This is a genomic window from Actinophytocola sp. (assembly GCF_045807065.1).
In the GTDB taxonomy this organism is placed as follows: Bacteria; Actinomycetota; Actinomycetes; order Mycobacteriales; family Pseudonocardiaceae; genus Actinophytocola.
In genome coordinates this window covers 1-23,625 of sequence record NZ_JBJMIE010000501.1, presented here as the reverse complement: position 1 = coordinate 23,625, position 23,625 = coordinate 1, and the positions used below count along the sequence as shown (strand labels likewise).

The 23,625-nt window shown below is 68.1% G+C and carries 24 protein-coding genes and 3 tRNA genes; 20 read left to right on the top strand and 7 right to left on the bottom strand.

The features are described from left to right. Nucleotides 1-20 precede the first annotated feature (20 nt). Nucleotides 21-875: a hypothetical protein gene (locus ACJ73U_RS29425; RefSeq protein ID WP_407780981.1), complete on the bottom strand. Its 855-nt coding sequence runs from the start codon at nt 873-875 to the stop codon at nt 21-23. A gap of 672 nt (nt 876-1,547) precedes the next feature. Next, complete coding sequence (locus ACJ73U_RS29420) at nt 1,548-2,948, bottom strand: hypothetical protein (protein ID WP_407780980.1); 1,401 nt, start codon at nt 2,946-2,948, stop codon at nt 1,548-1,550. A gap of 935 nt (nt 2,949-3,883) precedes the next feature. On the opposite strand from ACJ73U_RS29420, the gene ACJ73U_RS29415 reads away from it, so the two are divergent. The 6 genes from ACJ73U_RS29415 to ACJ73U_RS29390 all read left to right on the top strand — a co-directional run bounded on the left by ACJ73U_RS29415 (nt 3,884) and on the right by ACJ73U_RS29390 (nt 7,885). Further along, complete coding sequence (locus tag ACJ73U_RS29415; RefSeq protein ID WP_407780979.1) at nt 3,884-6,535, top strand: putative bifunctional diguanylate cyclase/phosphodiesterase; 2,652 nt, start codon at nt 3,884-3,886, stop codon at nt 6,533-6,535. A gap of 82 nt (nt 6,536-6,617) precedes the next feature. Beyond that, nucleotides 6,618-6,690, top strand: a tRNA-Thr gene (locus ACJ73U_RS29410). A 52-nt stretch (nt 6,691-6,742) separates the two neighbouring features. Continuing rightward, a tRNA-Met gene (locus ACJ73U_RS29405) sits at nt 6,743-6,815 on the top strand. A 40-nt stretch (nt 6,816-6,855) separates the two neighbouring features. Further along, nucleotides 6,856-7,023 carry a 50S ribosomal protein L33 gene (rpmG, locus tag ACJ73U_RS29400; RefSeq protein ID WP_407780978.1) on the top strand — a complete coding sequence of 56 codons (168 nt, stop codon included), beginning with the start codon at nt 6,856-6,858 and terminating at the stop codon, nt 7,021-7,023. Between the two features lie 2 nt (nt 7,024-7,025). Beyond that, a complete protein-coding gene (locus ACJ73U_RS29395) occupies nt 7,026-7,478 on the top strand; it encodes a MaoC family dehydratase N-terminal domain-containing protein (protein ID WP_407780977.1) in 453 nt (150 codons plus the stop codon). Then, nucleotides 7,475-7,885: a MaoC family dehydratase gene (locus tag ACJ73U_RS29390; RefSeq protein WP_407780976.1), complete on the top strand. Its 411-nt coding sequence runs from the start codon at nt 7,475-7,477 to the stop codon at nt 7,883-7,885. Before ACJ73U_RS29395 ends, ACJ73U_RS29390 begins: the two co-directional genes overlap by 4 nt. Here the strand turns inward: ACJ73U_RS29390 and ACJ73U_RS29385 are convergent. Then, entirely contained in the window at nt 7,882-8,187 is a 306-nt protein-coding gene (locus ACJ73U_RS29385; RefSeq protein WP_407780975.1) for an ArsR/SmtB family transcription factor, read from the bottom strand. The two genes, ACJ73U_RS29390 and ACJ73U_RS29385, sit on opposite strands and share 4 nt — an antisense overlap. Nucleotides 8,188-8,252: 65 nt before the next feature. Between ACJ73U_RS29385 and ACJ73U_RS29380 the strand changes: the two genes are divergently transcribed. Next, nucleotides 8,253-9,407 carry an MFS transporter gene (locus tag ACJ73U_RS29380; protein ID WP_407780974.1) on the top strand — a complete coding sequence of 385 codons (1,155 nt, stop codon included), beginning with the start codon at nt 8,253-8,255 and terminating at the stop codon, nt 9,405-9,407. Between the two features lie 8 nt (nt 9,408-9,415). Here ACJ73U_RS29380 and ACJ73U_RS29375 read toward each other — a convergent pair whose 3' ends face one another. Both ACJ73U_RS29375 and ACJ73U_RS29370 read right to left on the bottom strand, forming a co-directional pair. Then, a complete protein-coding gene (locus ACJ73U_RS29375; RefSeq protein WP_407780973.1) occupies nt 9,416-10,174 on the bottom strand; it encodes an IclR family transcriptional regulator in 759 nt (252 codons plus the stop codon). A gap of 186 nt (nt 10,175-10,360) precedes the next feature. After that, entirely contained in the window at nt 10,361-11,581 is a 1,221-nt protein-coding gene (locus ACJ73U_RS29370) for a pyridoxal phosphate-dependent aminotransferase (RefSeq protein ID WP_407780972.1), read from the bottom strand. Nucleotides 11,582-11,640: 59 nt separating this feature from the next. On the opposite strand from ACJ73U_RS29370, the gene ACJ73U_RS29365 reads away from it, so the two are divergent. From ACJ73U_RS29365 to rplA, 6 genes are all read left to right on the top strand, one after another. Further along, nucleotides 11,641-12,291 (top strand): hypothetical protein, encoded by a 651-nt coding sequence (locus ACJ73U_RS29365; protein WP_407780971.1) that lies wholly within the window; start codon nt 11,641-11,643, stop codon nt 12,289-12,291. A 145-nt stretch (nt 12,292-12,436) separates the two neighbouring features. After that, nucleotides 12,437-12,509 (top strand) — tRNA-Trp (locus ACJ73U_RS29360). A gap of 44 nt (nt 12,510-12,553) precedes the next feature. Next, nucleotides 12,554-13,039 (top strand): preprotein translocase subunit SecE, encoded by a 486-nt coding sequence (gene secE, locus ACJ73U_RS29355; RefSeq protein ID WP_407780970.1) that lies wholly within the window; start codon nt 12,554-12,556, stop codon nt 13,037-13,039. A gap of 68 nt (nt 13,040-13,107) precedes the next feature. Beyond that, on the top strand, nt 13,108-14,064 hold the full coding sequence (nusG, locus tag ACJ73U_RS29350) for a transcription termination/antitermination protein NusG (RefSeq protein WP_407780969.1): 957 nt from the start codon (nt 13,108-13,110) through the stop codon (nt 14,062-14,064). Between the two features lie 36 nt (nt 14,065-14,100). Continuing rightward, nucleotides 14,101-14,532 carry a 50S ribosomal protein L11 gene (gene rplK / locus ACJ73U_RS29345; protein ID WP_407780968.1) on the top strand — a complete coding sequence of 144 codons (432 nt, stop codon included), beginning with the start codon at nt 14,101-14,103 and terminating at the stop codon, nt 14,530-14,532. A gap of 145 nt (nt 14,533-14,677) precedes the next feature. Then, nucleotides 14,678-15,397, top strand: a complete 720-nt coding sequence (rplA, locus tag ACJ73U_RS29340) for a 50S ribosomal protein L1 (protein ID WP_407780967.1) — start codon at nt 14,678-14,680, stop codon at nt 15,395-15,397. 76 nt (nt 15,398-15,473) lie between these two features. Here the strand turns inward: rplA and ACJ73U_RS29335 are convergent, their stop codons facing one another. Continuing rightward, nucleotides 15,474-16,337 (bottom strand): S1 family peptidase, encoded by an 864-nt coding sequence (locus ACJ73U_RS29335; RefSeq protein ID WP_407780966.1) that lies wholly within the window; start codon nt 16,335-16,337, stop codon nt 15,474-15,476. 147 nt (nt 16,338-16,484) lie between these two features. Then, nucleotides 16,485-17,417: a hypothetical protein gene (locus ACJ73U_RS29330; RefSeq protein WP_407780965.1), complete on the bottom strand. Its 933-nt coding sequence runs from the start codon at nt 17,415-17,417 to the stop codon at nt 16,485-16,487. A 213-nt stretch (nt 17,418-17,630) separates the two neighbouring features. Between ACJ73U_RS29330 and rplJ the strand changes: the two genes are divergently transcribed. The 7 genes from rplJ to ACJ73U_RS29295 form a co-directional block, all read left to right on the top strand. Then, complete coding sequence (gene rplJ, locus ACJ73U_RS29325; protein ID WP_407780964.1) at nt 17,631-18,173, top strand: 50S ribosomal protein L10; 543 nt, start codon at nt 17,631-17,633, stop codon at nt 18,171-18,173. A gap of 27 nt (nt 18,174-18,200) precedes the next feature. Further along, complete coding sequence (rplL, locus tag ACJ73U_RS29320) at nt 18,201-18,590, top strand: 50S ribosomal protein L7/L12 (protein WP_407780963.1); 390 nt, start codon at nt 18,201-18,203, stop codon at nt 18,588-18,590. Between the two features lie 201 nt (nt 18,591-18,791). Next, the gene (locus tag ACJ73U_RS29315) at nt 18,792-19,970 is read left to right on the top strand and encodes an ABC transporter ATP-binding protein (RefSeq protein WP_407780962.1); all 1,179 of its coding nucleotides are present in this window, start codon (nt 18,792-18,794) and stop codon (nt 19,968-19,970) included. Nucleotides 19,971-20,154: 184 nt separating this feature from the next. Then, the gene (locus ACJ73U_RS29310) at nt 20,155-20,949 is read left to right on the top strand and encodes an MlaE family ABC transporter permease (RefSeq protein ID WP_407780961.1); all 795 of its coding nucleotides are present in this window, start codon (nt 20,155-20,157) and stop codon (nt 20,947-20,949) included. A gap of 9 nt (nt 20,950-20,958) precedes the next feature. Then, entirely contained in the window at nt 20,959-21,789 is an 831-nt protein-coding gene (locus ACJ73U_RS29305; RefSeq protein WP_407780995.1) for an MlaE family ABC transporter permease, read from the top strand. Then, on the top strand, nt 21,786-23,135 hold the full coding sequence (locus tag ACJ73U_RS29300; protein ID WP_407780960.1) for an MCE family protein: 1,350 nt from the start codon (nt 21,786-21,788) through the stop codon (nt 23,133-23,135). Before ACJ73U_RS29305 ends, ACJ73U_RS29300 begins: the two co-directional genes overlap by 4 nt. 70 nt (nt 23,136-23,205) lie before the next feature. After that, the coding region (locus tag ACJ73U_RS29295) for an MlaD family protein (RefSeq protein ID WP_407780959.1) at nt 23,206-23,625 on the top strand (420 nt) is incomplete at its 3' end.

Here is a 23,625-nt window from a genome sequence, read left to right as displayed (position 1 = left end):
CTATCTGGGACTATGACTCTTCAACTCTCATCGCCTGGTATCTCTTGTTGCTCGACGCCGTCCGGTAGGTACGGCTGACCGAGGAACCTCTCCGGCTGTGGCATGTGATCCGCAAAGTATCGCGTCTGGTAGGCGACGCCATCTCGGATGAACCATGCAAGGTGCCACTCCAGGCCGTCGAACACGTATGCAATCTGCTGTGCGTTTTGCGTAGCTCCCTCATTCTGTAGACCCGCGACTTCAGCTAGATACCCTGCGGAGTCTAGCGCTTCTTTGATTACTGTTTCGTCGTCGTCGGGTCCAAACGGCACAAACCCACGAACCCATCGATACCCATCCAATTCCATCGAGATGGTTAGGTATCGGTCTCTCTGAGCGTCAAGGGATCGTTGAGAAGAGTTGCGTATCCATGAGGCCAATCCTTCTGCCGACAAGGATCCCAACCTGTCGAGAAAGCTGCCAGCGAACCTTTTCAACCCCCAGATCACTGGGATGGCGAGCAGCCACTCTAGTGGAGGTAGAGCCGACCATTTGCTAACCTCTTTGATCGGCAGCGGTGACTCCGCGCGAACTGAGGCCCAAGTATCCTGATCAAAATTTCTCGGTTCGGCTTCAATCGAAGCCTTGATGTGTCCCTCAAAGGGTGCAATATCGACATCAGGCGCGGAGCCAAAGGGATCGGGAACATCTGCAGTGGCTACGTACTGCTCGATTGGCTCCCCGAAGAGATAGATCTGTTTCTCCCCGTCATCCAGCGTGCGGATCTCGCCGTCCGACCAGCGTGCGAACGGTGGATAAACATTGAGGTGCTCGATGTTCATCACAACAAAACCCTCGCGCGCCTGACGTAGCATCCCTTCGAGCGCCTCGGGCATAAAACGTACTAGTTCGCCGGACGCCAACCTCGCCACCCGAGTAGTGGGGCCAGGGGCGATGAGGCGACTCCGCTCGAAATTCTCACTCACGGCGTTCCAGTCCTAGGTCCACGTTGACTGCCGACAGTGTCCCTCATCGCGGGGTTGGACATGGCGATGTCATGGAAGTCAGTGGAGCCAGTCACCCGGTTAGGCGACGACCCCGCAAACGAGGCAACCATAGGCCGCCACGAGCAGATACGGAATCTGTCGTGGTGGCCGATCCGGCAGTTGGCCGCAGGCGTGTCAGAGTGACGTGGTTTGAGCGATGACACCAGGCGGTCTCAGGGTGGCGTCAGCAGCGTCCTCCGCGCTTGATCGTGCCCAATACGTGCCCAAGGTGACCCTAGATGGCATGTAATGCCTGGTCAGAGGGTGTGCTGGGATGGGGCTGTAAATCTGTCGCGCAAGCTACGCAGGTTCGAACCCTGCACCCGCCACCATACAATCTGACCAGCAGAAACACCGCACCCATAGATCAACAGCGCCACGCGAAGTTGATCTATGGGTGCCAGTTGCGTCTGAAGTTTCTCTGGGATCGTCTTGTCGCCACAAGGCGGCACCTGCGTGCAGGCGCGCGGCCGAGCTTGCACTGTAGAACGTCGTCGGCGGGGTAGGTCTGAGTTGCCTCATCTAACTCCGGCTGATGTTCCGCGTGACAGCGGTGATGATGGTAGAGGCGAGGAGCCAGCCAGCGATGATGGCGATCCACACGAGGCCGCGGCCGAAACCGACAGCGCTGTATGACTTCTCCTGCCCGAGGTCGAGGATCGGTAGCACGACATCGAGTGCGTACGCGGCGAAATTGAAGTCGGGAGCTGCGCCTGTTACTGGGCGAGGCTGCCAGACGGTGCTGCTAACGGCCACGATCATCGTCAACCCAGCTAACCAGGCCATGGCACGGACTGGTCGATATCCGTATCCGATGGTGACGTCCTGGAGGTAGCCCCACAACTTCGCCGGGAAACGGAGATGTCGAGTCCGGTTGCGGTGTTTAGCGAGTAGAATCGTTCGAGCATCGTAGTCTTGACCGGCTTCGCGATACTGCCGTGCGAGCTGTTCGTACGGTTGCGGCGAATTGGAGTCCTCGTTGCGCTTCAGCCATGCGAGGCGTTCTCTGGCGGGCAGTAGCGGTCGAAGCGTTTCGTACCTCGTTCGATCTAACTTGAGCATCTTGGGCCAGGATCTCGGGGTATCGAGGAATGACGTGACCACGCAGCCGGTCAGGTCGACCGTGACGTGTTCGGGAGGGGAGACTTCCAGGTGCAGTGTCTTGATATCACTGTTTGAAATGATGATCTTGTGCTCGCCGGTCACCCGATAGTTCAATGTTAGGCAGCCGCCAATTTTGACTGAGCTCAGATTGACAGCCCCGCTGATCGTTGCCCCGTCCCCAAGCGTCACATCGCCAGTCACGGACAGATTCGGTGCCCGGAGAGCTGGCCGGTCTTCGGCAAAGAGGATTGCGCGGCCGAGTTCAAGACCCGCTTGGATGTCGGCGCCCCATAGGTTCAGGCCGCCGCGGACGGTCAACCCGTTGGCATAGCAACCACCGGCGATCCCGATCTGAGGTGCGCTGACGGCCCAACCAATCTCACCACAGTCCACGTGGGAATTGTTGAGCCAGAGCTGACCGCCGACGCGTGCGCTGAACAAGTCAATCCGCCCGACACGCGTGTCGATGAGGGTGAGGTCACCAGCGACTCGCAGAGCTTGTCCCTCGAAAGCGGGCAGCGTGCACGAGCGAAATTCCAGCACCCTGAGATGGCCGTCCTCGACGGTTACCGGCTCGTCGAAGGTGCAGCTTTCGAACACTAACGGAAAGCTGAGGGATGCGTGCCGTAGATTGAGCGCGCCAGTGATGTGTGCGGCACGTAGACAAAGCAGTTGCCGCCCTCCGGGCTGAGAAGGACCGTCGAGCAGCACCCGGGTGATGGTTGCCGCCGGTACTGACGCCAGCGATATGGGTTCTCCTCGTTGGATGTGCTGTGCGATGCGTTGGGCGAGCGTGCTTCGAGAGCTCCAGAGGCGCATGACTCGGACTATCCCGCAACGATGTACTCGCCGCGATTACGTGTAGCCGAGATGTACCGGGGCTACCTGGACCGGAACATCCGTCCAGCACGCGACGACATCCCTAGCGCGGAAGCTCACGGCGCCTTTGGGTGCGGTTTGGGTGCGAGCTTCGTTGTCCAAGCGTTGCGAGTAGGACGCTGCTCGATCCTAAGTGTCTGTTCGTGCTGGTCAGGGACCTGTGAGACGCCCAGAGGCGCCTGTAAGTCTGTCGCGAGAGTTACGCAGGTTCGAACCCTGCACCCGCCACCAGAAGCCGCAACGGCTCGTTGATCATTTCAACGGGTCGTTCGTCGTTTGTTCGGCCGTGCCTGGTTGCCGGCGGGTGTTGGTGGGCTGTCAGTTGATCTGTGGGCGCAGCCAAGTGCGGCTGATCCATCGGGCTGCGATGGGAGCGTGCCCGGAGGGCCTTCGTTGACGGCCTCTCCCGGAGACGGGTCGCTGGCTTCGGGTGTGACAGCGGGGGATTACTGAGAGCGATCGGATTGCTTTGGGTGTACACGGACGGTGCAATGTGGTGGGTGGTTCGCTGCGGCTGTCGTCTCAGTGCGTGGACGGTTCAGGAGGGGCTGGGTGGCTGGATCCGCAAAGGACAGTCTCACTAGGTGAGTGATTGCTCTCACAACGATTTGGTCGGTGTCGCGGACCGCGGTAACCCCGTGGGGGCGCTGACCTCGGGCGATGCTTCGATTGATGATCATGGTGCGGCGAGCACGCCTTTGGGGGCGTTCGGCTGACCAGTCTGTTTCGCGGGCTGGGGGGCTGGCGGTGAGCAAATAGCACAGTCGGAATCTGTGCACGGAGGGGGTACAGTTACGCGACCGTGACTAGCCCAATCGGGGGGCGTCGTCACTGTGCGGCGGGAGTGTCGCCGAAGGGGCGGCCTAGGAGGTTGCATGCCGGACCATCCCATGCCGGCGGCTGCTGACCGCGCGGAGGACTACCCCTCGCTGGACCGCCGGTTCAGCGTTTTTTCGGTCCTCGTGCTGGTTGCTGGGGTTGCGGCGGCTGTCGGGGTCACCTGGTGGTTGCCCTTCGGTGGCGGTTCCGAACTGATCTGGACCGGGCTTCTGCTCGCGGTCGGGTTCCTCGTCGTCGAGCAGCTCTCCGTCAACATCGACGTGCGGGGCGGGGTCTCCTGGACGATCTCCTTCACCGAGATCCCCCTTGCCATCGGGCTCTTCGTCGCGCCGTTCCCCGTGGTGCTCGCCGCGCATCTCGTGGCCGGGGTCGGCACGCTGCTCGGTCGGCGGGTTCAGGACCGTGTCCTCTACAACACTGGCGCGGAAACGCTCGAGATCGCAGTCGCCTACACCGTTTTCACTCTTGTGGGTGACACTCTGGGTGGACAGCCCGGGTGGTTCGCGGTGTTCGTCGGTGCGCTGTCGGCGCCGGTCACCAGCACGCTGCTCGCCCTTGTCGCCGTGTACGTCCTCGGGCGTCGCATCCGGCTCGGCGCCGCCACCAAGCTCGTCTCCCGCACGCTCGTGCTCGGGCTGGTCAACTCGTCAGTGGGTGTCGTCGGGTTCGAGGTCGCCACCAACGTCGACCACGGGTGGCCGCTCGTCCTCGCCATGCTCGGCGGGCTCTGGGCGCTCTACCTCGCCTACTCCGGACTGCTGCGCGAGCAGCGCGACCTGGAGGCGTTGTCCGAGGTCAGCCTCATCGTCGCGCGATCGGGGCGGCGTGCCGCCGCTCGGCCGGCCGCCGGCGGGGAGATGGCGACCGCCGTCAACTCCGAGGACTGGCTCTGCATCGCACAGCGGATCAAGGACCAGCTGGGCGCCGCCCGAGTCGTGTTGCGGCTGCGGTTCGACCCGCAGCAACCCATGCACACGGTCGTCGCCGGGGACGACCTGCCCGCCGAGCTGTACGACCTCGAGGCGACCGGCGCGCGTGCCGACGCACTGCTGCGGTTACCCGGCTCGCACGTCCGCCACTTCCGCCGCGCCGACGCGTTGCCCGAGGTCAGGGCCGCTCTGACGCAGCGAGGAGCCCAGGAGGCGCTCGTCGTCCCGCTGCGCAGCGCCAGTCACCTGCTCGGCGTGGTCGAGGCGCACGACAAGCTGTCCCGCTGGCGCGGCTTCGGCCAGGCCGACATCCGCATGATCGGTACGACCGCGAGCCACCTCGCCACCGCTCTGGACAACCGGAGGCTCGTCGCCACCCTCCGCCACGACGCCTACCACGACCCGCTGACCGGCCTCTACAACCGGCCCGGCTTCCGGCAGGTCGCGACCGAGCTGCTCGGCGCCAGCCCGGGCTCGGTCATGCTGCGGCTCGACCTCGAGGTCCAGCCGGCCATCAGCGACGCGCTCGGCTACGCGTGGAGCGACCGGATCACCATCGCCGCCGGCCGGCGGCTGCGGGACACGCTCGGCGCCGACGCCCCGCTCGCCCGGCTGGAGGGCGGCGCGTTCGCGGCGCTGCTCGTCGACGCGGACCTCGAGCAGGCCCAGCTCGTCGCCAACCAGCTGATCGTGAACCTGACCGCGCCCTACCCGGTCGACCGGCTGTCCATCGAGGCCGGAGTGGTCGTCGGCTACTCGTCGGCGACCATGGCCGACGGCGTGCTGTTCTCGGAGACGACCTCGACAGGTGCCAAAGACGCCGCGCCGGCCACGATGGACGTCGACGAGCTGCTCAAGCGGGCCGACGTCGCCCTGCGCGCGGCGAAGGGCGGCGGCGAGCACGCCAGGGCGTACGTGCCGAGCATGGGGCAGATGTTCCTGCGCCGGTTCCAGCTGGTCACGCAGTTCCGGCAGGCCATGGAGACCGGCCAGGTCAAGATCCACTACCAGCCGAAGATCTCCCTGCCGAGCCGCGAGGTCCTGGGCGTCGAGGCGCTGGTCCGCTGGCGGCACCCCGAGTTCGGCGACCTGCACCCGGACGAGTTCGTGCCCGCGGTCGAGGCCGCCGGTCTGGTCGACGCGCTCACCGACTTCGTGCTCGAACAGGCGTTGATCAAGGTCCGGAAGTGGATGGACCGCGGCCTGCGGATCGGCGTGGCGGTCAACCTGTCGGTGCGCAGCCTCGCGAACCTGTCGTTCCCCGACCTGGTCTCGGCCGCGCTCACCAGGCGCGGCGTGCCGCCGGAACTGCTCACGCTGGAGCTGACCGAGTCCGGCGTGATGGCCGACCCGCAGCGGGCGCTGCCGGTGCTGCGGGCGCTGTCCAACCTGGGCGTCGTGCTCGCGGTCGACGACTTCGGCACCGGGTACTCGTCGCTGGCCTACCTGCGGCAGCTCCCGGTGGACGAGGTGAAGATCGACAAGAGCTTCGTGTTCGGCATGGGCTCGGACCTCGGCGACCTGGCCGTCGTGCGGTCGATCGTGGAGCTGGGGCACTCGCTCGGGCTCACGGTCGTCGCGGAGGGCGTCGAGGAGGACGTGGCACGCGACCAGCTGGCCGCGATGGGCTGTGACGTCGCGCAGGGCTACCTGATCTCGCGGCCGCTGTCCGAGGAGCGCCTCGAGGCGTGGCTGCAGGCCAGGACCGCGCAGGCCAGAGGGCTTCGGGACGAGACGGTGCTGACGCTGCTGTCGTAGGGGGGGATACCCGATTTCATGACCATGAACGAGCCGTGTAGTCTTCACACGGCTCCACAGGAGGGGTAACTCTGCTGGATCCGCCCCAATAGCTCAGTCGGTAGAGCGTCTCCATGGTAAGGAGAAGGTCTACGGTTCGATTCCGTATTGGGGCTCGGGAGCTGGCCGCGGTGTTCGGTTCCGTGCACCGCGGCACAGCCATGTTATGGCGGTGTAGCTCAGTCGGTAGAGCAAGCGGCTCATAATCGCTGTGTCGCCGGTTCAAGTCCGGCCACCGCTACGCGAGCGGGCGATTCGCCCATGGAGAAGAGGGACCTCAAGTGGCTAGCAGCAGTGACGTTCGCCCCAAGATCACGCTGGCTTGCGAGGAGTGCAAGCACCGCAACTACATCACCAAGAAGAACCGGCGCAACGACCCGGACCGCTTGGAGATGAAGAAGTTCTGCCCGAACTGCGGCACGCACCGGATGCACAAGGAAACCCGCTAGACGTGCCCCTGGATCCCGCGTTCGTGGGTCACGCGTACCCGCGTTCGGAGGTCTACGAGGTCGGCAGGGCCAAGATCCGGGAGTTCGCCGAGGCGATCGGTGACGACCACCCCATGTACCGGGACCCGGCCGCCGCTCAGGCGGCCGGTCACCCGGACGTGATCGCGCCGCCGACGTTCGCCGTCATCCTGTTCGGCCGGTACTCGGTCGAGGACATCGCCAACGACCCGAAGCTGGGCGCGGACTACGACCGGCTCGTGCACGGCGACATGAAGTTCGACTACGCGCGTCCCGTGCACGCCGGCGACCGGCTCACGGTGACCACCCACATCGTCGAGATCGACAGCCGGATGGGTAACGACTTCCTCATGCTGCGGGCCGAGATCGACACCGAGGACGGCGAACGCGTCGTCACGGCCCACTCCCAGCTGGTCATCCGGGCGGAGGAGTCATGACCGCCCCCGGTGACGAGCTGCCCCCGCTCGAGGTGCGGGTGCGCCGCGCGGACCTGGTCCGCTACGCCGGCGCCGCCCTCGACTTCAACCCCATCCACTGGAACGAGAAGCTGGCCACCGAGGTCGGCCTGCCGGGCGTGATCGCCCACGGCATGTTCACCATGGCGCTCGCCGGCCGCCTCGTCACCAACTGGCTCGACGACCCCGGCGCGATCGTCGAGTACGGCGCGCGGTTCATCCGCCCGGTCGTGGTGCCCAACGACGCCGACGGCGCGCTGGTCGAGCTGACCGGCAAGGTCAAGGACGTCCGCGAGGACGGCACCGCCCGCGTCGACATCACCGCCAGGTTCGAGGGCAGGGCCGTGCTGGGCAAGGCCATCGCGATCGTCCGCCTGCCGAAGAACTAGGCCAGCACCGAGTCCAGCAGCCCCGGGAAGCGCTTGTCCAGGTCCGCCCGGCGTAACTCCACCCACCGCCGCCGGCCCTCGACGAACGTCGTCGTCACGCCCGCCTCGCGGAGCACCCGGAAGTGGTGCGACAACGTCGCTGCCTTCACGTCGACGTCGTAGTTCTCCGCCGAGCACGGGCTGGGCTCGCCGGACGCCGCCATCTCCCGGAGCACCTCCAGCCGCACCGGGTCCGCCAGCGCGCGTAACACCGTCACCAGGTCGATGTCCTCGGTGCTCGGCTGCGGAAGTGTGCGGCTCACGGCGCGATGGTGCCTTCTGATTAGATACTTTGACAACAATCAAACTATACGTCACGCTGATCGACATGACACTTCGACCAGCGTCAAACAATCTGGTGGTCCTCGCCGTCGGGGTGTTCACCGTCGGCACGGACCTGTTCGTGCTCAACGGCCTGCTGCCCACCATCGCCCGCGACCTGCACGTCAGCGAGTCCACGGCCGGGCAGCTGACCACGGTGTTCGCCGCCACCTACGCGGTGGCTTCGCCGCTGATCGCCGCGTTCACCGGCAGCTGGGACCGGCGACTGCTCCTCGGCGGCGGCATGGCGGTCTTCGTCGTCGGGATGGTGGGGCAGGCGGTCGGCACGACGTTCCTGGCCCTGGCCGCGGCCCGGGTGGTGGCCGCGGTCGGCGCGGCGGCGTTCCAGGCCAACGCGTTCGCCGTGGCCGGTGCCACGGCGTCCGACGAGACGCGTGGCCGGGCGCTGTCCTGGGTGGCGACCGGCGTGTCGGTGTCCAGCGTGCTCGGCGTGCCGATCGGGGTGTTCGCCAGCGCGTCACTGGGCTGGCGGGGCGTGATGTGGGGGATCTCCGGCGTCGGCGTGCTCGTCGCGGCCGCGGTGCTCACGCTGCCGAAGGTGCTGGTGCCCGCCGCCGGGCTGCGGACGCGGCTGTCCGTGCTCGTCCGGCCGGCCGTGGCGCGGGTGCTGGTGGTCACGGTGTTCGGCCTGACGGCGTTGTTCGCCGTCTTCGTGTACCTGCCGGTGCTCGCGGCCGACGTCGCGCCGGGAGTGACGATCGCCTGGGTGCTCGCGGCGTACGGGCTGGGCTCGGTGGTCGGCAACCAACTGGCCGGGCGCTGGACGGACAGGTTCGGGCCGCGCCGGGTGCGGTTGGTGTCGATCGTCGGTTGCGTGGTGCTGCTCGCCGTGCTGGACGGCGCCCTGCTGAGGCTGCCGGGGCTGCTGGTGGCGGTGGTCGCGGTCGGCGCGTTCGGCGGCATGCTGATGGTGCCCCAGCAGCACCGCCTGTTCACCCTCGCGCCGGACGCGCCGACGGTGGCGCTCGGCCTCAACGGTTCGGCGATCTACGTCGGTTCGGGTCTCGGGTCCGCGCTCGGCGGCCTCGCCCTGTCCTCGGCCGGCCCGACGTGGCTGGCGCCGATCGCGGCGGTCGTGGCGGTCGGCGCGCTGGTCGTCGCGCTGGAGAACGCGCCGGTTCGTGAACCGGCGATGGCCTGACCTGACCCCTAGACCACCACGGGTGCGAGGTCCTCCGCGGCGCGCACCGTGTGCCAGACGACCTCCGGGGGCATCTCGTCCTCGCGGGTCGACGTCACGATGGCCCAGGACGTCTCCGGGGACTCCCGGCGGATCAGGGTGCCGGCGCAGGACACGCCATCACGGAACTGGCCGTGTTCGGAGACCGGTCCGCTGCCGATGGATGACAGCTCGTGGTCGAGGGCCTCGGCGTCGACGACCGTGCGGGCCGTGAAGCGGCGCATGCCCTGCTCGGCCAGGTACTCGGTTCGCCGGGCGCGGGAGAGCGTCGACAGCAGGACCTTGCCGACGACCGTCGCGTGCGCGGCCACGTCCAGGCCGACCTCGAGGTCCTCCAGGTGCGGCGACAGCGGGCCCTCGACCATGTCGGTGATCATGATCCGGCCGGACACGAACCGGCCGAGGTAGGCCGTGCGCTGGGTCGTAGCCGCCAGGTGCCGCAGCACCTCGCGGACCCGGGGCGGCTGGTCGAACGACGCCAGCAGGTCGTGGAAGCGCCGGGCGACCGACGAGCCCAGCACGAACCCGCCGTCCGGCGACCGGACGAGGTAGCCCTCGTAGGTCAACGTGCGGACGAGGTGATAGGCCGTTGAGAGGTTGAGCTGGCAGCGGCGGGCGATAGCCTTGACCGTGAGCGGCGCGCGGCTGCCCCCGACCTCCTCCATGATCCGGAAAGCCCGGGACACCGACTGGATGAGATCCGTCGGCTGGGGCGCCCTGTCGCGCATGCGTCACCGTCCCGCGAGGGCCGCTTCGTCACTATCTGAAATTCTACGGCTTTGTCGAAAGGGCCGCCCGCTGTCAGCCTCAAGTGGATCTCACAGTCGTGCGTGCCCGGCCCTGACCCTGCCGGAAACCTGAATGACGCCTTCCAGGCTCCTCGGATGTCCGGAAGGCGTCATTCAGGCCGAGAACTACCGGGCCTCCGCCAGCAGTGCCCCCATGCGGGTGACACCCGTGGCGAGGTCCTCGTCGCCCAGCGCGTAGGAGAGCCGGAAGTAGCCCGGCGTGCCGAACGCCTCGCCCGGTACCACCGCCACCTCGGCGTGCTCCAGCACGAGTGCGGCCAGCTCGACACTCGTCGCCGGCCGGACGCCACGGATCTCCTTGCCGAGCAGGTCCTTGACCGACGGGTACGCGTAGAAGGCGCCCTGCGGGGTCGGGCAGGTGACCCCGGGGATCTCCGACAGCAGCTTGACGATCGTCCGCCGGCGCCGGTCGAACGCGGCCCGCATCTCGTGCACGGCGTCCAGCGAGCCCGACACGGCGGCCAGCGCGGCCCGCTGCGACACGTTCGCGACGTTCGACGTCAGGTGCGACTGCAGGTTCGACGCCGCCTTGGTGACGTCCGCCGGGCCGATCATCCAGCCGACGCGCCAGCCGGTCATGGCGTAGGTCTTGGCCACGCCGTTGAGGACCACGCAGGTGTCGGCCAGCTCGGGCACGACCACCGGCATCGACACCTGCTCGACGCCGTCGTAGGTCAGGTGCTCGTAGATCTCGTCGGTGATCACCCAGATGCCGTGCTCGACGGCCCAGCGCCCGATGGCCTCGACCTGCGCACGCGGGTAGACCGCGCCGGTCGGGTTGGACGGGGAGCAGAACAGCAGCGCCTTGGTGCGCGGCGTGCGGGCCGCCTCGAGCTGCTCGACGGAGGCCAGGTACCCGGTGGTCTCGTCGGCCACCACGGGCACGGCCACGCCGCCGGCGAGCGCGATCGCCTCGGGGTAGGTGGTCCAGTACGGCGCGGGCAGCAGCACCTCGTCGCCCGGGTCGATCAACGTGGCGAAGGCCTGGTAGACGGCCTGCTTGCCGCCGTTGGTCACCAGGACCTGGCTGGTCGCGACCGCGTAGCCGGAGTCGCGCAGCGTCTTGGCGGCGATGGCCTCGCGCAGCTCGGGCAGGCCGGCGGCGGGGGTGTACCGGTGGTTCCTGGGGTCCCTGGTCGCGGCGGCCGCGGCCTCGACGATCTCCGGGGGAGTGGGGAAGTCCGGCTCGCCCGCGCCGAAACCGATGACGGGCCGGCCGGCGGCCTTCAGCGCCTTGGCCTTCGCGTCCACCGCCAGCGTGGCGGACTCGGCGATGCCGCCGATTCGGGCGGAGATCCGGCGCGGGGTGACGGTGGTCTCGCTCATGCCGCCAATCGTTCCAGATTCACCCGACCGCGAGGTGTCCGCCCACTATGGTCCGGCCTGTGGCAGCGGCGGACTGGGACGGGGCGACGCTCCGCACGACCTACTCCGACCGCGTCCTGGCGGACCGGGACGCGCTCGCGGACGCGGCACGCGACGGCAGGTGGACCGCGGTCCTCGAGCACCTGGCGAAGTACCCGGGCCACGTCAACGCGTGGCGGCCGGGCGGGTCGAGCTGGTACACACCGCTGCACCAGGCCGCGTGGCACGGCGCGGACGCCGCCGTGGTCCGCCGGCTGCTCACCCACGGTCCGTGGCTGACCCTGCGGACGGCGGCCGGCGACCGGCCCCTGGACATCGCGCTGCGTGGCGGCCACGGCGAGCTGGCCGGGCTGCTCACGCCGGTGGTCCGCAACCCGCTGCCGACCGACGTACTCTTCGCGCTGGAGCGGCACCTGCACGCGCTCATCCGCGAGCGGGTGGCCGACCTGGTCGACGAGCAGCGGCTGCGGCTGCCGGTGCTGGACGTGCTGACCGAGCTGGCCGACCCGGACGTGTGGTTCGCCGTGCCGGGGATGTACGGCGGCTTCCACCTCGTTCTCCGAGGTCAGGAGCTGGCGGTCGGCAGCTGGTGGCGGGTCGTCGAGGGCTCGGGCCAGCGGCACCGGATCACCGCCGAGGGCTGCTCGCTGGTCGAGCGGGGGTTCGTCTGACCCGGTTCGACCGGGCGCGGTTGCGGACCGGTTTCGTCGTTGCCGTACACTCTTGAACTTGGAAGTTGCCGACCCCGCTCCGCGCGCGACACGGGGCAGGTCGAATGCGTCCGCGAATCGCGGCGTCGAGCGATCGACAACGCGAAGGGGTGTAGCTCAACTGGCAGAGCAGCGGTCTCCAAAACCGCAGGTTGCAGGTTCAAGTCCTGTCACCCCTGCGTCAGGCGCAGGTCCGTGAAGAGCATCGAGCGGAGGAACTGGCGTGGTTGACGACCGGGACAAGGAAGAGAGCAAGGGACAGGAGCGCCCCTCTCGACCGGTCACCGCCGCGGCGCGGCGTGAGCGCCGTGCTTCCGCTCGCCCCGCGGCGCGGAAGGAAGGCTCGACCGACGAGACGGCCAAGCCCGCGCGGTCGAGTGCGAAGGGCGCCGCGGACGAGAAGGTTCGGCCGAAGGCCAAGGCCAAGGCCGACGCGAAGGCGGACGCGAAGACCGACGCCAAGGGCGAACACAAGAAGGGCCGGCCGACCCCCACGCGGGACCGGAAGGAAGCGCGTGTCGGGCTCTTCGCCAGGCTCTGGCGCTTCCTCAAGGAAGTGGTCGCTGAGCTGCGCAAGGTCATCTGGCCGACGCGCAAGCAGATGATTACGTATACGGCTGTCGTGTTGGTTTTCGTGGCCTTCATGGTGGCGGTGATCGCGGGGCTGGACTTCGCGCTCATCAGAGGCGTAACCGCACTGTTCGGCTGAGCCGCGCGCGAGCGCGCCGGCAGAAGTGGGCGGGGTACGCCATCTATGAAAGGAAGCGGGACCGAACAGTGAGCTCCGACAACGGTGCGGCTCGCGACGAGCTGACCGGCCTGTCCGAGGACGACGGCGTGCACACGCAGGGAATGGCGGCCGCCGAGGCCGCGCTCGCCGTCGACCCGGACGTCGAGGCGGCGGCCTCCAGCGTCGATGATGTCGACGTTGACGATGCCGACGACTTCGAAGACGACAGCGCCGATGTCGACGACAGTGACGACGGCGGCGACGATGCCGAGGACAGCGACGACAGCGACGACGACAGCATCGACGCCGCCACTGAGGACGAGGACTCGGCCGAGACCGACGTCGAGGCGGACGGCGACGCGGCGGAAGACGTGGCGGAAGAGCCAGCCGAGGAGGACCCGGCCGCCGAGATGCGCGAGGCGCTGCGCCGCGCGCCCGGCGCCTGGTACGTCGTGCACTCCTACGCCGGTTACGAGAACAAGGTCAAGACCAACCTCGAGACCCGTATCGGCACGCTGGACATGGAGGACTACATCTTCCAGGTCGAGGTGCCGACCGAAGAGGTCACCGAGATCAAGAACGGGCAGCGCAAGCAGGTCCAGCGCAAGGTGCTGCCCGGCTACATCCTCGTGCGCATGGACCTGAACGACGCGTCGTGGTCCGCGGTCCGCAACACCCCGGGCGTGACCGGGTTCGTCGGCGCCACCTCGAAGCCGTCGCCGCTCACCATCGACGAGGTCCTCAAGTTCCTCCTTCCGCAGGTGGAGGAGGCCAAACCGGCGGCAGACGGCAAGGGCAAGACAGCGTCCCAGGCCAAGGGTCCCGTCGTCGAGGTCGACTTCGAGGTCGGCGAGTCGGTCACCGTCATGGACGGGCCGTTCGCGACCCTGCCCGCGACGATCAGCGAGGTCAACGCGGACGGGCAGAAGCTCAAGGTCCTCGTGTCGATCTTCGGCCGCGAGACCCCGGTCGAGCTGTCGTTCAGCCAGGTCTCGAAGATCTGAGTTCGGTCGCCGCCGAACCACTAGTCAGGGAAAGAAATGCCACCCAAGAAGAAGAAGCTGGCCGCGATCATCAAGCTGCAGATCACGGCCGGCCAGGCCAACCCGGCGCCGCCCGTGGGCCCCGCCCTCGGTCAGCACGGCGTCAACATCATGGATTTCTGCAAGCAGTACAACGCCGCGACCGAGTCGCAGCGCGGCACCGTGGTGCCTGTGGAGATCTCGGTCTACGAGGATCGCTCGTTCGACTTCAAGCTCAAGACCCCGCCGGCGGCGAAGCTGCTGCTGAAGGCCGCGGGCGTGGACAAGGGCAGCGGCGAGCCGCACCGGAACAAGGTCGGCAAGGTGACCTGGGACCAGGTGCGCGAGATTGCCGAGACGAAGAAGTCGGACCTCAACGCCAACGACGTCGACCAGGCCGCCAAGATCATTGCCGGCACCGCCCGGTCGATGGGCATCACGGTCGAATAGCGTCGTCGACCAGGCCGCACAGTGCCCGTCATGACAATCGCCGGCACCGTTCGGCCGACGGGCAGCACGGTCGAATAATCCATCTCTTTCGTGGGAGAGCCAGGCGCTGGCTCGTCACCACGGGCTTCATCGGTAAGGAAGTGTTATGGCAAAGCGCAGCAAGGCATACCGCCAGGCCGCGGAGCTGATCGACCGGGAGCGGCTGTACTCGCCGCTCGAGGCGGCGAAGCTCGCGAAGGAGACGTCCAAGGTCAAGCTGGACGCGACCGTCGAGGTCGCCATCCGACTGGGCGTCGACCCCCGCAAGGCGGACCAGATGGTGCGCGGCACGGTGAACCTGCCGCACGGCACCGGCAAGACCGCGCGCGTGATCGTGTTCGCGACCGGTGACAAGGCCAACGAGGCCGTCGCCGCCGGTGCGGACGAGGTGGGCGCCGAGGACCTGATCGAGCGTATCCAGGGTGGCTGGCTCGACTTCGACGCCGCGATCGCGACCCCCGACCAGATGGCCAAGGTCGGTCGCATCGCCCGCATCCTCGGCCCGCGCGGCCTCATGCCGAACCCGAAGACCGGCACCGTCACCCCGGACGTGACCAAGGCCGTCGCCGACATCAAGGGCGGCAAGATCAACTTCCGGGTCGACAAGCAGGCCAACCTGCACCTGGTGATCGGCAAGGCGTCGTTCGACCAGGAGAAGCTGGTGGAGAACTACGCCGCGGCCCTCGACGAGGTCCTGCGTGCGAAGCCCTCCGCCGCGAAGGGCCGCTACCTGAAGAAGGTCACCTTCTCGACGACCATGGGCCCCGGCATCCCGGTGGACCCCGCTCGCACCCGCAACCTGCTGCAGGACGAGCCGGTCGCCTGAGCCGGTACATACGAAGGAAGCGGGGCCCCTTTCGCGAGGGGCCCCGCTTCTTTCTGTCTCCCGGCTTGCCCTGTCGTTATCCGATCGTTGCGCCCACCGCCTCGAGTGCCGTGGTGACCGGCTGGAAGAAGGTGGTGCCGCCGCTGGTGCAGTCGCCGGAGCCGCCGGAGGTGAGGCCGATGGCGTTGCCGTCCTGGGTGAAGAGCGGGCCGCCGCTGTCGCCGGGCTCCGCGCAGACGGTGGTCTGGATCAGGCCGGTGACCGTGCCCTCGGGGTAGTTCACCGTGGCGTTGAGGGCGGTGACGCTGCCGTCGTTGAGGCCGGTGGTGCTGCCCATGCGGAAGACCCGCTCGCGAACCTGGGCGTCGGCGGCCTGCGTGATCTGGAACTGCTGACCGTTGCCGACGTCGACGGTGCTCGGTGCGTTCGTGGTCTCGTCGTCATAGGTGACCAGGGCGAAGTCGCCGTTGCCGGGGAAGAGCGCCTGCTGGACCGTGGCGATCGGCTCCCCGTTGGCCTCGTCGGACCACTCGTCGAACGCGACACCGCAGTGCCCGGCGGTCAGGAAGGCGGGGTTGCCGTCCGCGGTGGTGACGTTGAAGCCGAGCGAGCACCGCGCCCCCTCGGCGAAGATGGCGTCCCCACCCTCGGCGAAGAGCTCGAGCTTGCCGGTGGTCCGCTTGAGGGTCGCGGCCCTGGTCCCGACCGCGCCGACCGCACTCTCGAGGTTGTCCCAGGTCTGCCCGGTAACCGTCTCGTCGGCCGTGACGACCATCTTGCCGCTGGCGTCCGTCGCCCACGCGGTGCCGGGGATGTGGTCCTGCCGCAGCTCGTTGAGCGCGGACAGGTCCCGGTCGGGCGACCCGGCGGTCCCGTGCTGGCCCGCGTCCTCGGCATTGGCCTGCGGCAACAACACGGCGACGAGTGCCACGAGTGCCACGCCGCCGGCTCCTAAGAACAGGGCCTTCCTCGTGGCCGGCCTGTGTTTGGCAGCCATTCGCGACCTCCTCGGTAGTGGATGGGGGCGCTGGTGTCCACACCACACACGAGGAAGATTTGGTAACGGTTCACGTGCCGCGAAGAACGGTCAGTTGGACGGTCCCGTCGGGGCAACCGCGCACGTCGGCTCGTTCTCGTGGTCGGCGATGATCCACTGGCCGCCGCGCGAGCCCTGGATCTTCTTCACCGTGAACACGCCGAGCGACGGTCCGCCCTGGATGCCGCCGCGGAGGTTGTCCGCGCACGAGCTGATGGTGATCTCGCTCGCGGTGCTGGGATCGAAGGTCGTCTTGTACGACGGCATCGACTCGGCGTAGGCGTCCGCGTCGGTCACCTTGGCCGCGAGGCCGTGCACGGCGTCGGTGCAGTTGTCGTAGCCCATGTCGGCGGCGAACTTCGCACCACGGTCCTGGAAGCGCAGGCAGACCTGCTCCGGCACGCCGTTCTCACCGTTCGCGATGTGGTGGTAGACCTTCCGGACGGTCTCGAACGGGTTGGTGTCCAGGATGAGGTTGTCCTTGGTCTTGCCGCCCCCGGTCTCGTGGGCCTGGGGGTGGTCGCTGTTGTCCTCGCCGAGGAAGTAGTCGACGGCGAAGTAGCCGGCGGCGATCAGGACGGCCAGGACCACCAGGCCCGTGACGACCTTGCTGACGGCCGCCTTCAGCAGGCGCTTCGGGAGGCTCTGCTTCGGCGGCGGCTGGCCCCACGGCTGGAGGAAGCCGGGCGGGGGCGGCGTGCCCGGCGGGAGGCCCCGGGCGGCCTGTTCGCGCATCAGTTCCTGGAAGCGTTGGAACTCCTGGAACTGGCGGATCTGCTCCGGCGTGACCTCCGTCGGCGGTCGTGTGGCGGGTGGGGGCCCGGGGGCCGACGGGTCCGCGGGCGCGTGGAAGCCCGCGGGAGGTGGGGTCGCGCCCCGCGGCTGTCGGGCCAGGTCGGCTCCGGGGTCGCGCTGCTCGTTGTCCGCCACGACGTCCATCATGCCGTGTGTGGGGTCACCCTGACCCGGTTTGGGGCCCCGCACCACCGCAACGTACGATTGTCAACGGTTCTACCGAAGACCGCTGGTTCCTGCCCTCGGGCAGGCGAAGGTTCCGCGACTGCGGGCGGCCCGCGCAGGCAAGAACGAGGCTCGCGCTGAAACATGCGCGTACTGAACACGCCCCGTGCTGTCCTGCGCCGGGGCGTTCGTCGTCTCTGAGCTCAGTGGTCGATCAGCCACAGAGAGGAGGCGACCATGGCGAAGGCAGGCAAGGTCGAGGCCGTCGCTGAGATCGCGGACAAGTTCCGCAACAGCTCGGCTGCCGTTGTCACCGAGTACACCGGGCTGACCGTGTCCCAGCTGACGACCCTGCGTCGCGCTCTCGGCACGGGCACCACCTACCGGGTCGCTAAGAACACCCTGGTCAAGCGCGCCGCGGAGCAGGCGGAGATCGAGGGCCTCGAGGCCCTGTTCGTCGGTCCCACCGCGATCGCGTTCGTCGAGGGTGAGCCGGTCGACGCCGCGAAGGCCCTTCGCGACTTCGCGAAGGACAACAAGGGCCTGGTCATCAAGGGCGGCTACATGGACGGCCGCCCGCTCACGGTCGACGAGGTCGACAGGATCGCCGACCTCGACTCCCGCGAGGTGCTGCTCGCCAAGCTGGCGGGCGCCATGAAGGGCAACCTCGCCAAGGCCGCCGGGCTGTTCAACGCCCCGGCCTCGCAGGTCGCCCGCCTGGCCGCCGCACTGCAGGAGAAGAAGGCGTCCGCCGAGCAAGCGGCTCCCGCCGAGAGCTGAAATCACTTTTAGAAAGGAAATGCCGCAATGGCGAAGCTCAGCACTGACGAGCTGCTCGACGCGTTCAAGGACATGACGCTGCTCGAGCTGTCCGCTTTCGTGAAGCAGTTCGAGGAGACCTTCGAGGTCACCGCCGCTGCCCCCGTCGCCGTCGCCGCGGCCGGCCCGGTCGCCGGTGGCGAGGCCCCGGCCGCCGAGGAGCAGGACGAGTTCGACGTCGTCCTCGAGGCCGCCGGTGAGAAGAAGATCCAGGTCATCAAGGTCGTGCGCGAGGTCGTGTCCGGCCTCGGCCTGAAGGAGGCCAAGGAGCTCGTCGAGAGCGCGCCCAAGGCCGTGCTGGAGAAGGTCGCCAAGGACGCCGCCGAGGCCGCCAAGGAGAAGCTGGAAGGCGCTGGCGCCAAGGTCAGCCTCAAGTGACCTGAGTCCGAACAGGACATAAAGGGCCGGTACCCGTTCGGGTGCCGGCCCTTTGCTTCACCTGGGTGCAACCCCGGGGTACACCCACTGTGTGTAACTGGGTACGTTCCCCCTCCATGTGGGTGCTGACTCACCAGTAACCACGACGCGACGTGCTCGTTGCACGTGACGACAGCGTTTGTCGGGGATGCGGGAGGTTCGATGGGCGCCGAGGTGGTCGTCGAGGGCCTGACGAAGTCCTTCGGGCGCCAGACCATCTGGCGGGACGTCACGCTGACGCTCCCGCCCGGCGAGGTCAGCGTCATGCTCGGACCGTCCGGCACGGGCAAGTCGGTGTTCCTCAAGTCGATCATCGGGCTGCTCAAGCCCGAGCGCGGCCGCTGCGAGATCAACGGCGTCGACATCGTCACCTGTTCGGAGCACAAGCTCTACGAGATCCGCAAGCTCTTCGGCGTCCTGTTCCAGGACGGCGCGCTGTTCGGGTCGATGAACCTGTACGACAACGTCGCGTTCCCGCTGCGTGAGCACACCAGGAAGTCCGAGGCCGAGATCCGCGAGATCGTCCTCGAGAAGCTCGACATGACGGGTCTGTCCGGCGCGGAGAAGAAGCTCCCCGGCGAGATCTCGGGCGGTATGCGCAAGCGTGCCGGCCTCGCCCGCGCACTGGTGCTCGACCCGGAGATCATCCTGGTCGACGAACCGGACTCCGGCCTCGACCCGGTCCGCACGTCGTACATCTCCCAGCTGCTGATCGACCTGAACACCCAGATCGACGCCACCATCCTGATCGTCTCCCACAACATCAACCTCGCGCGGACCGTGCCGGACAACATCGGCATGCTGTTCCGCCGCGAGCTGGTGATGTTCGGCCCGCGTGAGGTGCTGCTGACCAGCGAGGAGCCGGTCGTGAAGCAGTTCCTGAACGGCTCGCGCATCGGCCCGATCGGCATGTCCGAGGAGAAGGACGAGGCCACGATGGCCGCCGAGCAGGCGCAGGTGGAGGCCGGCCACCACGACGGCGGCACCGACGACGTCCACGGGGTCGTCCCGCAGGTCCAGCCGACGCCGGGGCTCCCGGAGCGGTCGGCCGTGCGGCGCCGCAAGGACCGGGTCATGCGGATCCTGCACACGCTGCCCCGGGCGGCGCAGCAGGGCATCATCGACTCGCTGACCGAGGAGGAGAAGACCCGCTACGGCGTGCGGCTCGGTCACTATCGCCCCAGCCCCAGCCCCAGCCCCAGCCCGCGGCCGCGCGGCAGAGAGTGGCAGCCGGCTTCCGGGGACCTGAACGACGGCGCCGGCGGCGACCTCGACGACACCACGGTCGCCGACCTGCCGACCTCGAACTGGCGCGGCACCGCATCGGGCGGTGGCGCATGACCCGGGCACGAGTGTCCCTTTCGCTCGGACCTGTCCGCGAAAGTTGTCCACAGGTCTGCTTGACCAGGGGTTTTGTCGGCGCCTCCCGATACAATGGGACCGGGGCCGGCCCCCGGGACGGGTGGGGGCCGTCTCAACCATCTAGGCGCTGTCCTGGGAAAACGGTCGAGGTGGGGGGCGCGTCATGACTTCCCGTACCGCATCGGCGGGTTTTCCCGGGGCCGGCGCGCTGCGGGAGACCGGGCGGCTGTTCGCGCTCGCCATGGACGTCGTCGTCCAGACGTTCCGGCGGCCCTTCCAGGTTCGCGAGTTCATCCAGCAGTGCTGGTTCATCGCCAGCGTCACGATCCTGCCGACCGCCCTGGTCGCGATTCCCTTCGGTGCGGTCATCGCGCTCGAGCTGGGTGGGTTGATCGTTCAGCTCGGGGCGCAGTCGTTCACCGGCGCGGCCGCGGTGCTCGCGATCATCCAGCAGGCCGCGCCGCTGGTCACGGCGCTCATGGTCGCCGGGGCCGGCGGGTCCGCCATCTGCGCGGACCTCGGCGCGCGGACCATCCGCGAGGAGATCGACGCCATGGAGGTGCTCGGCGTCAACCCCATCCAACGACTGGTCGTGCCGCGGGTGCTCGCCGCCATGGTCATCGCGGTCCTGCTCAACGGGCTCGTGTCCGTGGTGGGCGTGCTCGGGAGCTACTTCTTCAACGTCGTCCTCCAGGGCGGCACGCCCGGCGCGTACCTCGCGAGCTTCTCCGCGCTGGCGCAGCTGCCGGACCTGTGGATCTCCGAGATCAAGGCCGTCATCTACGGCTTCATCGCCGGTGTCGTGGCCGCCTACCGCGGTCTCAACCCGAAGGGCGGGCCGAAGGGCGTCGGGGACGCGGTCAACCAGTCCGTGGTGATCACGTTCCTCCTGCTGTTCTTCGTCAACTTCATCCTGACCGCCGTGTACCTGACCATCGTTCCGCAGAAGGGGAGCTGACCGGTGGCCATCGGCGACACCGCGCGGCGCGTGGCCAACGCCCCGCTCACCTGGCTCGACACGCTGGGCGACCAGCTGTCGTTCTACCTGCGCGCGCTCGCGTGGATCCCGCGCACCCTGCGCCGGTACATGCGCGAGACCATGCGCATCCTCGCCGAGGTCAGCTTCGGCTCCGGTGCGCTCGCGGTCATCGGCGGCACGATCGGCGTGATGGTCGGCATGACCGTCTTCACCGGCACCGTCGTCGGGCTCCAGGGGTACGCGGCGCTGGACCAGCTCGGCACGGCCGCCTTCTCCGGCTTCGCGTCCGCCTACATCAACACGCGCGAGGTCGCGCCGCTGGTGGCGGGCCTCGCACTGTCCGCGACCGTGGGCGCCGGCTTCACCGCACAGCTCGGCGCGATGCGGATCTCGGAGGAGATCGACGCCCTCGAGGTCATGGGCGTGCCGTCGCTGCCGTTCCTGGTGACCACCCGGATCATCGCCGGCTTCGTCGCGGTCATCCCGCTCTACATCATCGGCCTGCTGTCCAGCTACCTCGCGTCCCGCTCGATCGTCGTCTACTTCTACGGCCAGTCCGCGGGCACCTACGACCACTACTTCAACCTGTTCCTACCGCCGCAGGACGTGTTCTGGTCCTTCGGCAAGGTGCTGATCTTCAGCGTGGTGATCATCCTCGTGCACTGCTACTACGGCTACCGCGCCTCGGGCGGCCCGGCCGGCGTCGGTGTCGCCGTCGGCCGCTCGGTCCGAACGACGATCGTGACCGCGGCGCTGCTGAACTTCTTCATCGGCTTCGCCATCTGGGGCACGAACGTGACGGTGAGGATCGGCGGATGAGGCAGAGCAGGTGGGCCACGATCCGGCGCCGGTTGCTCGGCCTCGGCTTCGTCGTCGTGATCGCGGGGCTGGTCAGCCTCTCGATCGCCATGTACAACAAGGCGTTCACCACTGTGGTGAACGTGCAGCTCACCACGGACAAGCTCGGCAACCAGCTCCAGGTCCGCGGTGACGTCAAGGTGCGCGGGCTGATCGTCGGCTCCATCGACAGGATCACGCCGACCGGGCACGGCGCCGTGCTGGACCTCGCGCTGGACCCCGACAAGGCCGGCCTCATCCCGACCAACGTCACCGCCCGGTTCATCCCGAAGACGCTCTTCGGCGAGCGGTACGTGGCGCTGCAGATCCCCGAGAGCCCGGCGACGCGGCACCTGACCGACGGCGACCGCATCCAGCAGGACACGTCCGCGCCGGCCGTGGAGCTGTCCCAGGCGCTCGACCACCTCCTGCCCGTGCTGCAGGCGGTGCAGCCGCAGAAGCTGTCGACCACGCTGACGGCCATCTCCACCGCGCTCGACGGCCGCGGCCAGCAGCTCGGCGACACGCTGGTCCAGCTCGGCAAGCTGGTCGAGGAGATCAACCCGCACGTGCCGCAGCTGACCCACGACCTGCAGGCACTGGTCGACGTCAGCGACACCTACACCCAGGCCATCCCGGACTTCGTCAGCGCGCTGGACGACCTGACCGTCACCTCGCGGACCGTCTACGAGCAGCGCGCCAACCTGGACCTCCTGTTCGCCGACGTGACCACGGCCAGCCGCGACCTCGAGTCCTTCCTGCGCGCCAACTCCGACAACATCATCCGCCTGTCCGACAGCTCCCGGACCACGCTCGAGCTGCTGGCCAGGTACTCGTCGTCCTACCCGTGCTTCCTCAAGCAGATGGCGTCGCTGGTGGACGCGGCCAAGCCGGTGTACGGCGGCGGCACCGACCAGCCGGGCCTGCACGCCACCCTCGAGATCGTCGTGGACAAGGGCAAGTACGAGCCGGGCAAGGACACCCCGAAGTTCAACGAGCACCGCGGCCCGCGCTGCTATGACCCCGCGCAGATGGGCGACCCGTTCCCGGACCAGCCGCCGGACGGCCCGCTCCGGGACGGCACCTCGCACGGTCCGCAGAACCGCACGCAGGAGGACGGTGTGCTGCCGCCGTCGAACGTGACCGGCTACACGACCAACCCGAACTCGGCGGCCGGCCCCGGTTCGATCGCCAACACCCCGGCCGAGAACGACTTCCTGGCGCAGCTGATCGCGCCCGAGATGGGCCTGCAGCCGGCACAGGTGCCCGGCTGGGCGACCTATCTGGTCGGGCCGCTGTTCCGCGGGGCGGAGGTGACCGTCCAGTGAGCGCGGCTCGCGGAGGGGACCATCGGCACACGGGACGCCGCCGAGCCCGCGCAGCGGGGGAGGTGGCGTCATGAGGGGCATCGCCGGACCGCTGACCAAGCTGATCGTCTTCACGGTCGTCACCGTGGCGGCGACCGCGTTGCTCGCGGTCAGCATCGCGAACGTGGACCTGTCCGACACCACCGACTACAAGGCCCGCTTCACCGACGCGACCCTGCTGCTGCCGGGTGACGACGTGCGGATCGCGGGCGTGCGGGTCGGCCAGGTCACCGAGGTGCAGCTCGTCGACCGGGACGTCGCCGAGGTGTCGTTCAAGGTCGACGAGGCCCGCCGGCTGCCCGTCGGGTCGATCTTCGCGATCAAGTACCAGAACCTGGTGGGCCAGCGGTACCTCGAGATCTCCCGGGGCAACGGGGCCATGAACGCCGTGCTGCGCCCGGGGGCCACCGTCCCCGAGAGCCAGACCCGCCCCCCGCTGAACCTCACGGTG

What these genes read in the sequence shown, in the direction of transcription:
- ACJ73U_RS29425 (WP_407780981.1), bottom strand. Translation starts at nt 875, where the DNA reads ATGCCCGAGGCGCTCGAAGGGATGCTACGTCAGGCGCGCGAGGGTTTT.
- ACJ73U_RS29370 (WP_407780972.1), bottom strand. Translation starts at nt 11,581, where the DNA reads ATGAGCGAGACCACCGTCACCCCGCGCCGGATCTCCGCCCGAATCGGC.
- ACJ73U_RS29315 (WP_407780962.1), top strand. Translation starts at nt 18,792, where the DNA reads ATGGGCGCCGAGGTGGTCGTCGAGGGCCTGACGAAGTCCTTCGGGCGC.
- ACJ73U_RS29390 (WP_407780976.1), top strand. Translation starts at nt 7,475, where the DNA reads ATGACCGCCCCCGGTGACGAGCTGCCCCCGCTCGAGGTGCGGGTGCGC.
- ACJ73U_RS29415 (WP_407780979.1), top strand. Translation starts at nt 3,884, where the DNA reads ATGCCGGACCATCCCATGCCGGCGGCTGCTGACCGCGCGGAGGACTAC.
- ACJ73U_RS29300 (WP_407780960.1), top strand. Translation starts at nt 21,786, where the DNA reads ATGAGGCAGAGCAGGTGGGCCACGATCCGGCGCCGGTTGCTCGGCCTC.
- ACJ73U_RS29380 (WP_407780974.1), top strand. Translation starts at nt 8,253, where the DNA reads ATGACACTTCGACCAGCGTCAAACAATCTGGTGGTCCTCGCCGTCGGG.
- rplL (WP_407780963.1), top strand. Translation starts at nt 18,201, where the DNA reads ATGGCGAAGCTCAGCACTGACGAGCTGCTCGACGCGTTCAAGGACATG.
- rplJ (WP_407780964.1), top strand. Translation starts at nt 17,631, where the DNA reads ATGGCGAAGGCAGGCAAGGTCGAGGCCGTCGCTGAGATCGCGGACAAG.
- ACJ73U_RS29375 (WP_407780973.1), bottom strand. Translation starts at nt 10,174, where the DNA reads ATGCGCGACAGGGCGCCCCAGCCGACGGATCTCATCCAGTCGGTGTCC.
- ACJ73U_RS29420 (WP_407780980.1), bottom strand. Translation starts at nt 2,948, where the DNA reads ATGCGCCTCTGGAGCTCTCGAAGCACGCTCGCCCAACGCATCGCACAG.
- rplA (WP_407780967.1), top strand. Translation starts at nt 14,678, where the DNA reads ATGGCAAAGCGCAGCAAGGCATACCGCCAGGCCGCGGAGCTGATCGAC.
- rplK (WP_407780968.1), top strand. Translation starts at nt 14,101, where the DNA reads ATGCCACCCAAGAAGAAGAAGCTGGCCGCGATCATCAAGCTGCAGATC.
- ACJ73U_RS29310 (WP_407780961.1), top strand. Translation starts at nt 20,155, where the DNA reads ATGACTTCCCGTACCGCATCGGCGGGTTTTCCCGGGGCCGGCGCGCTG.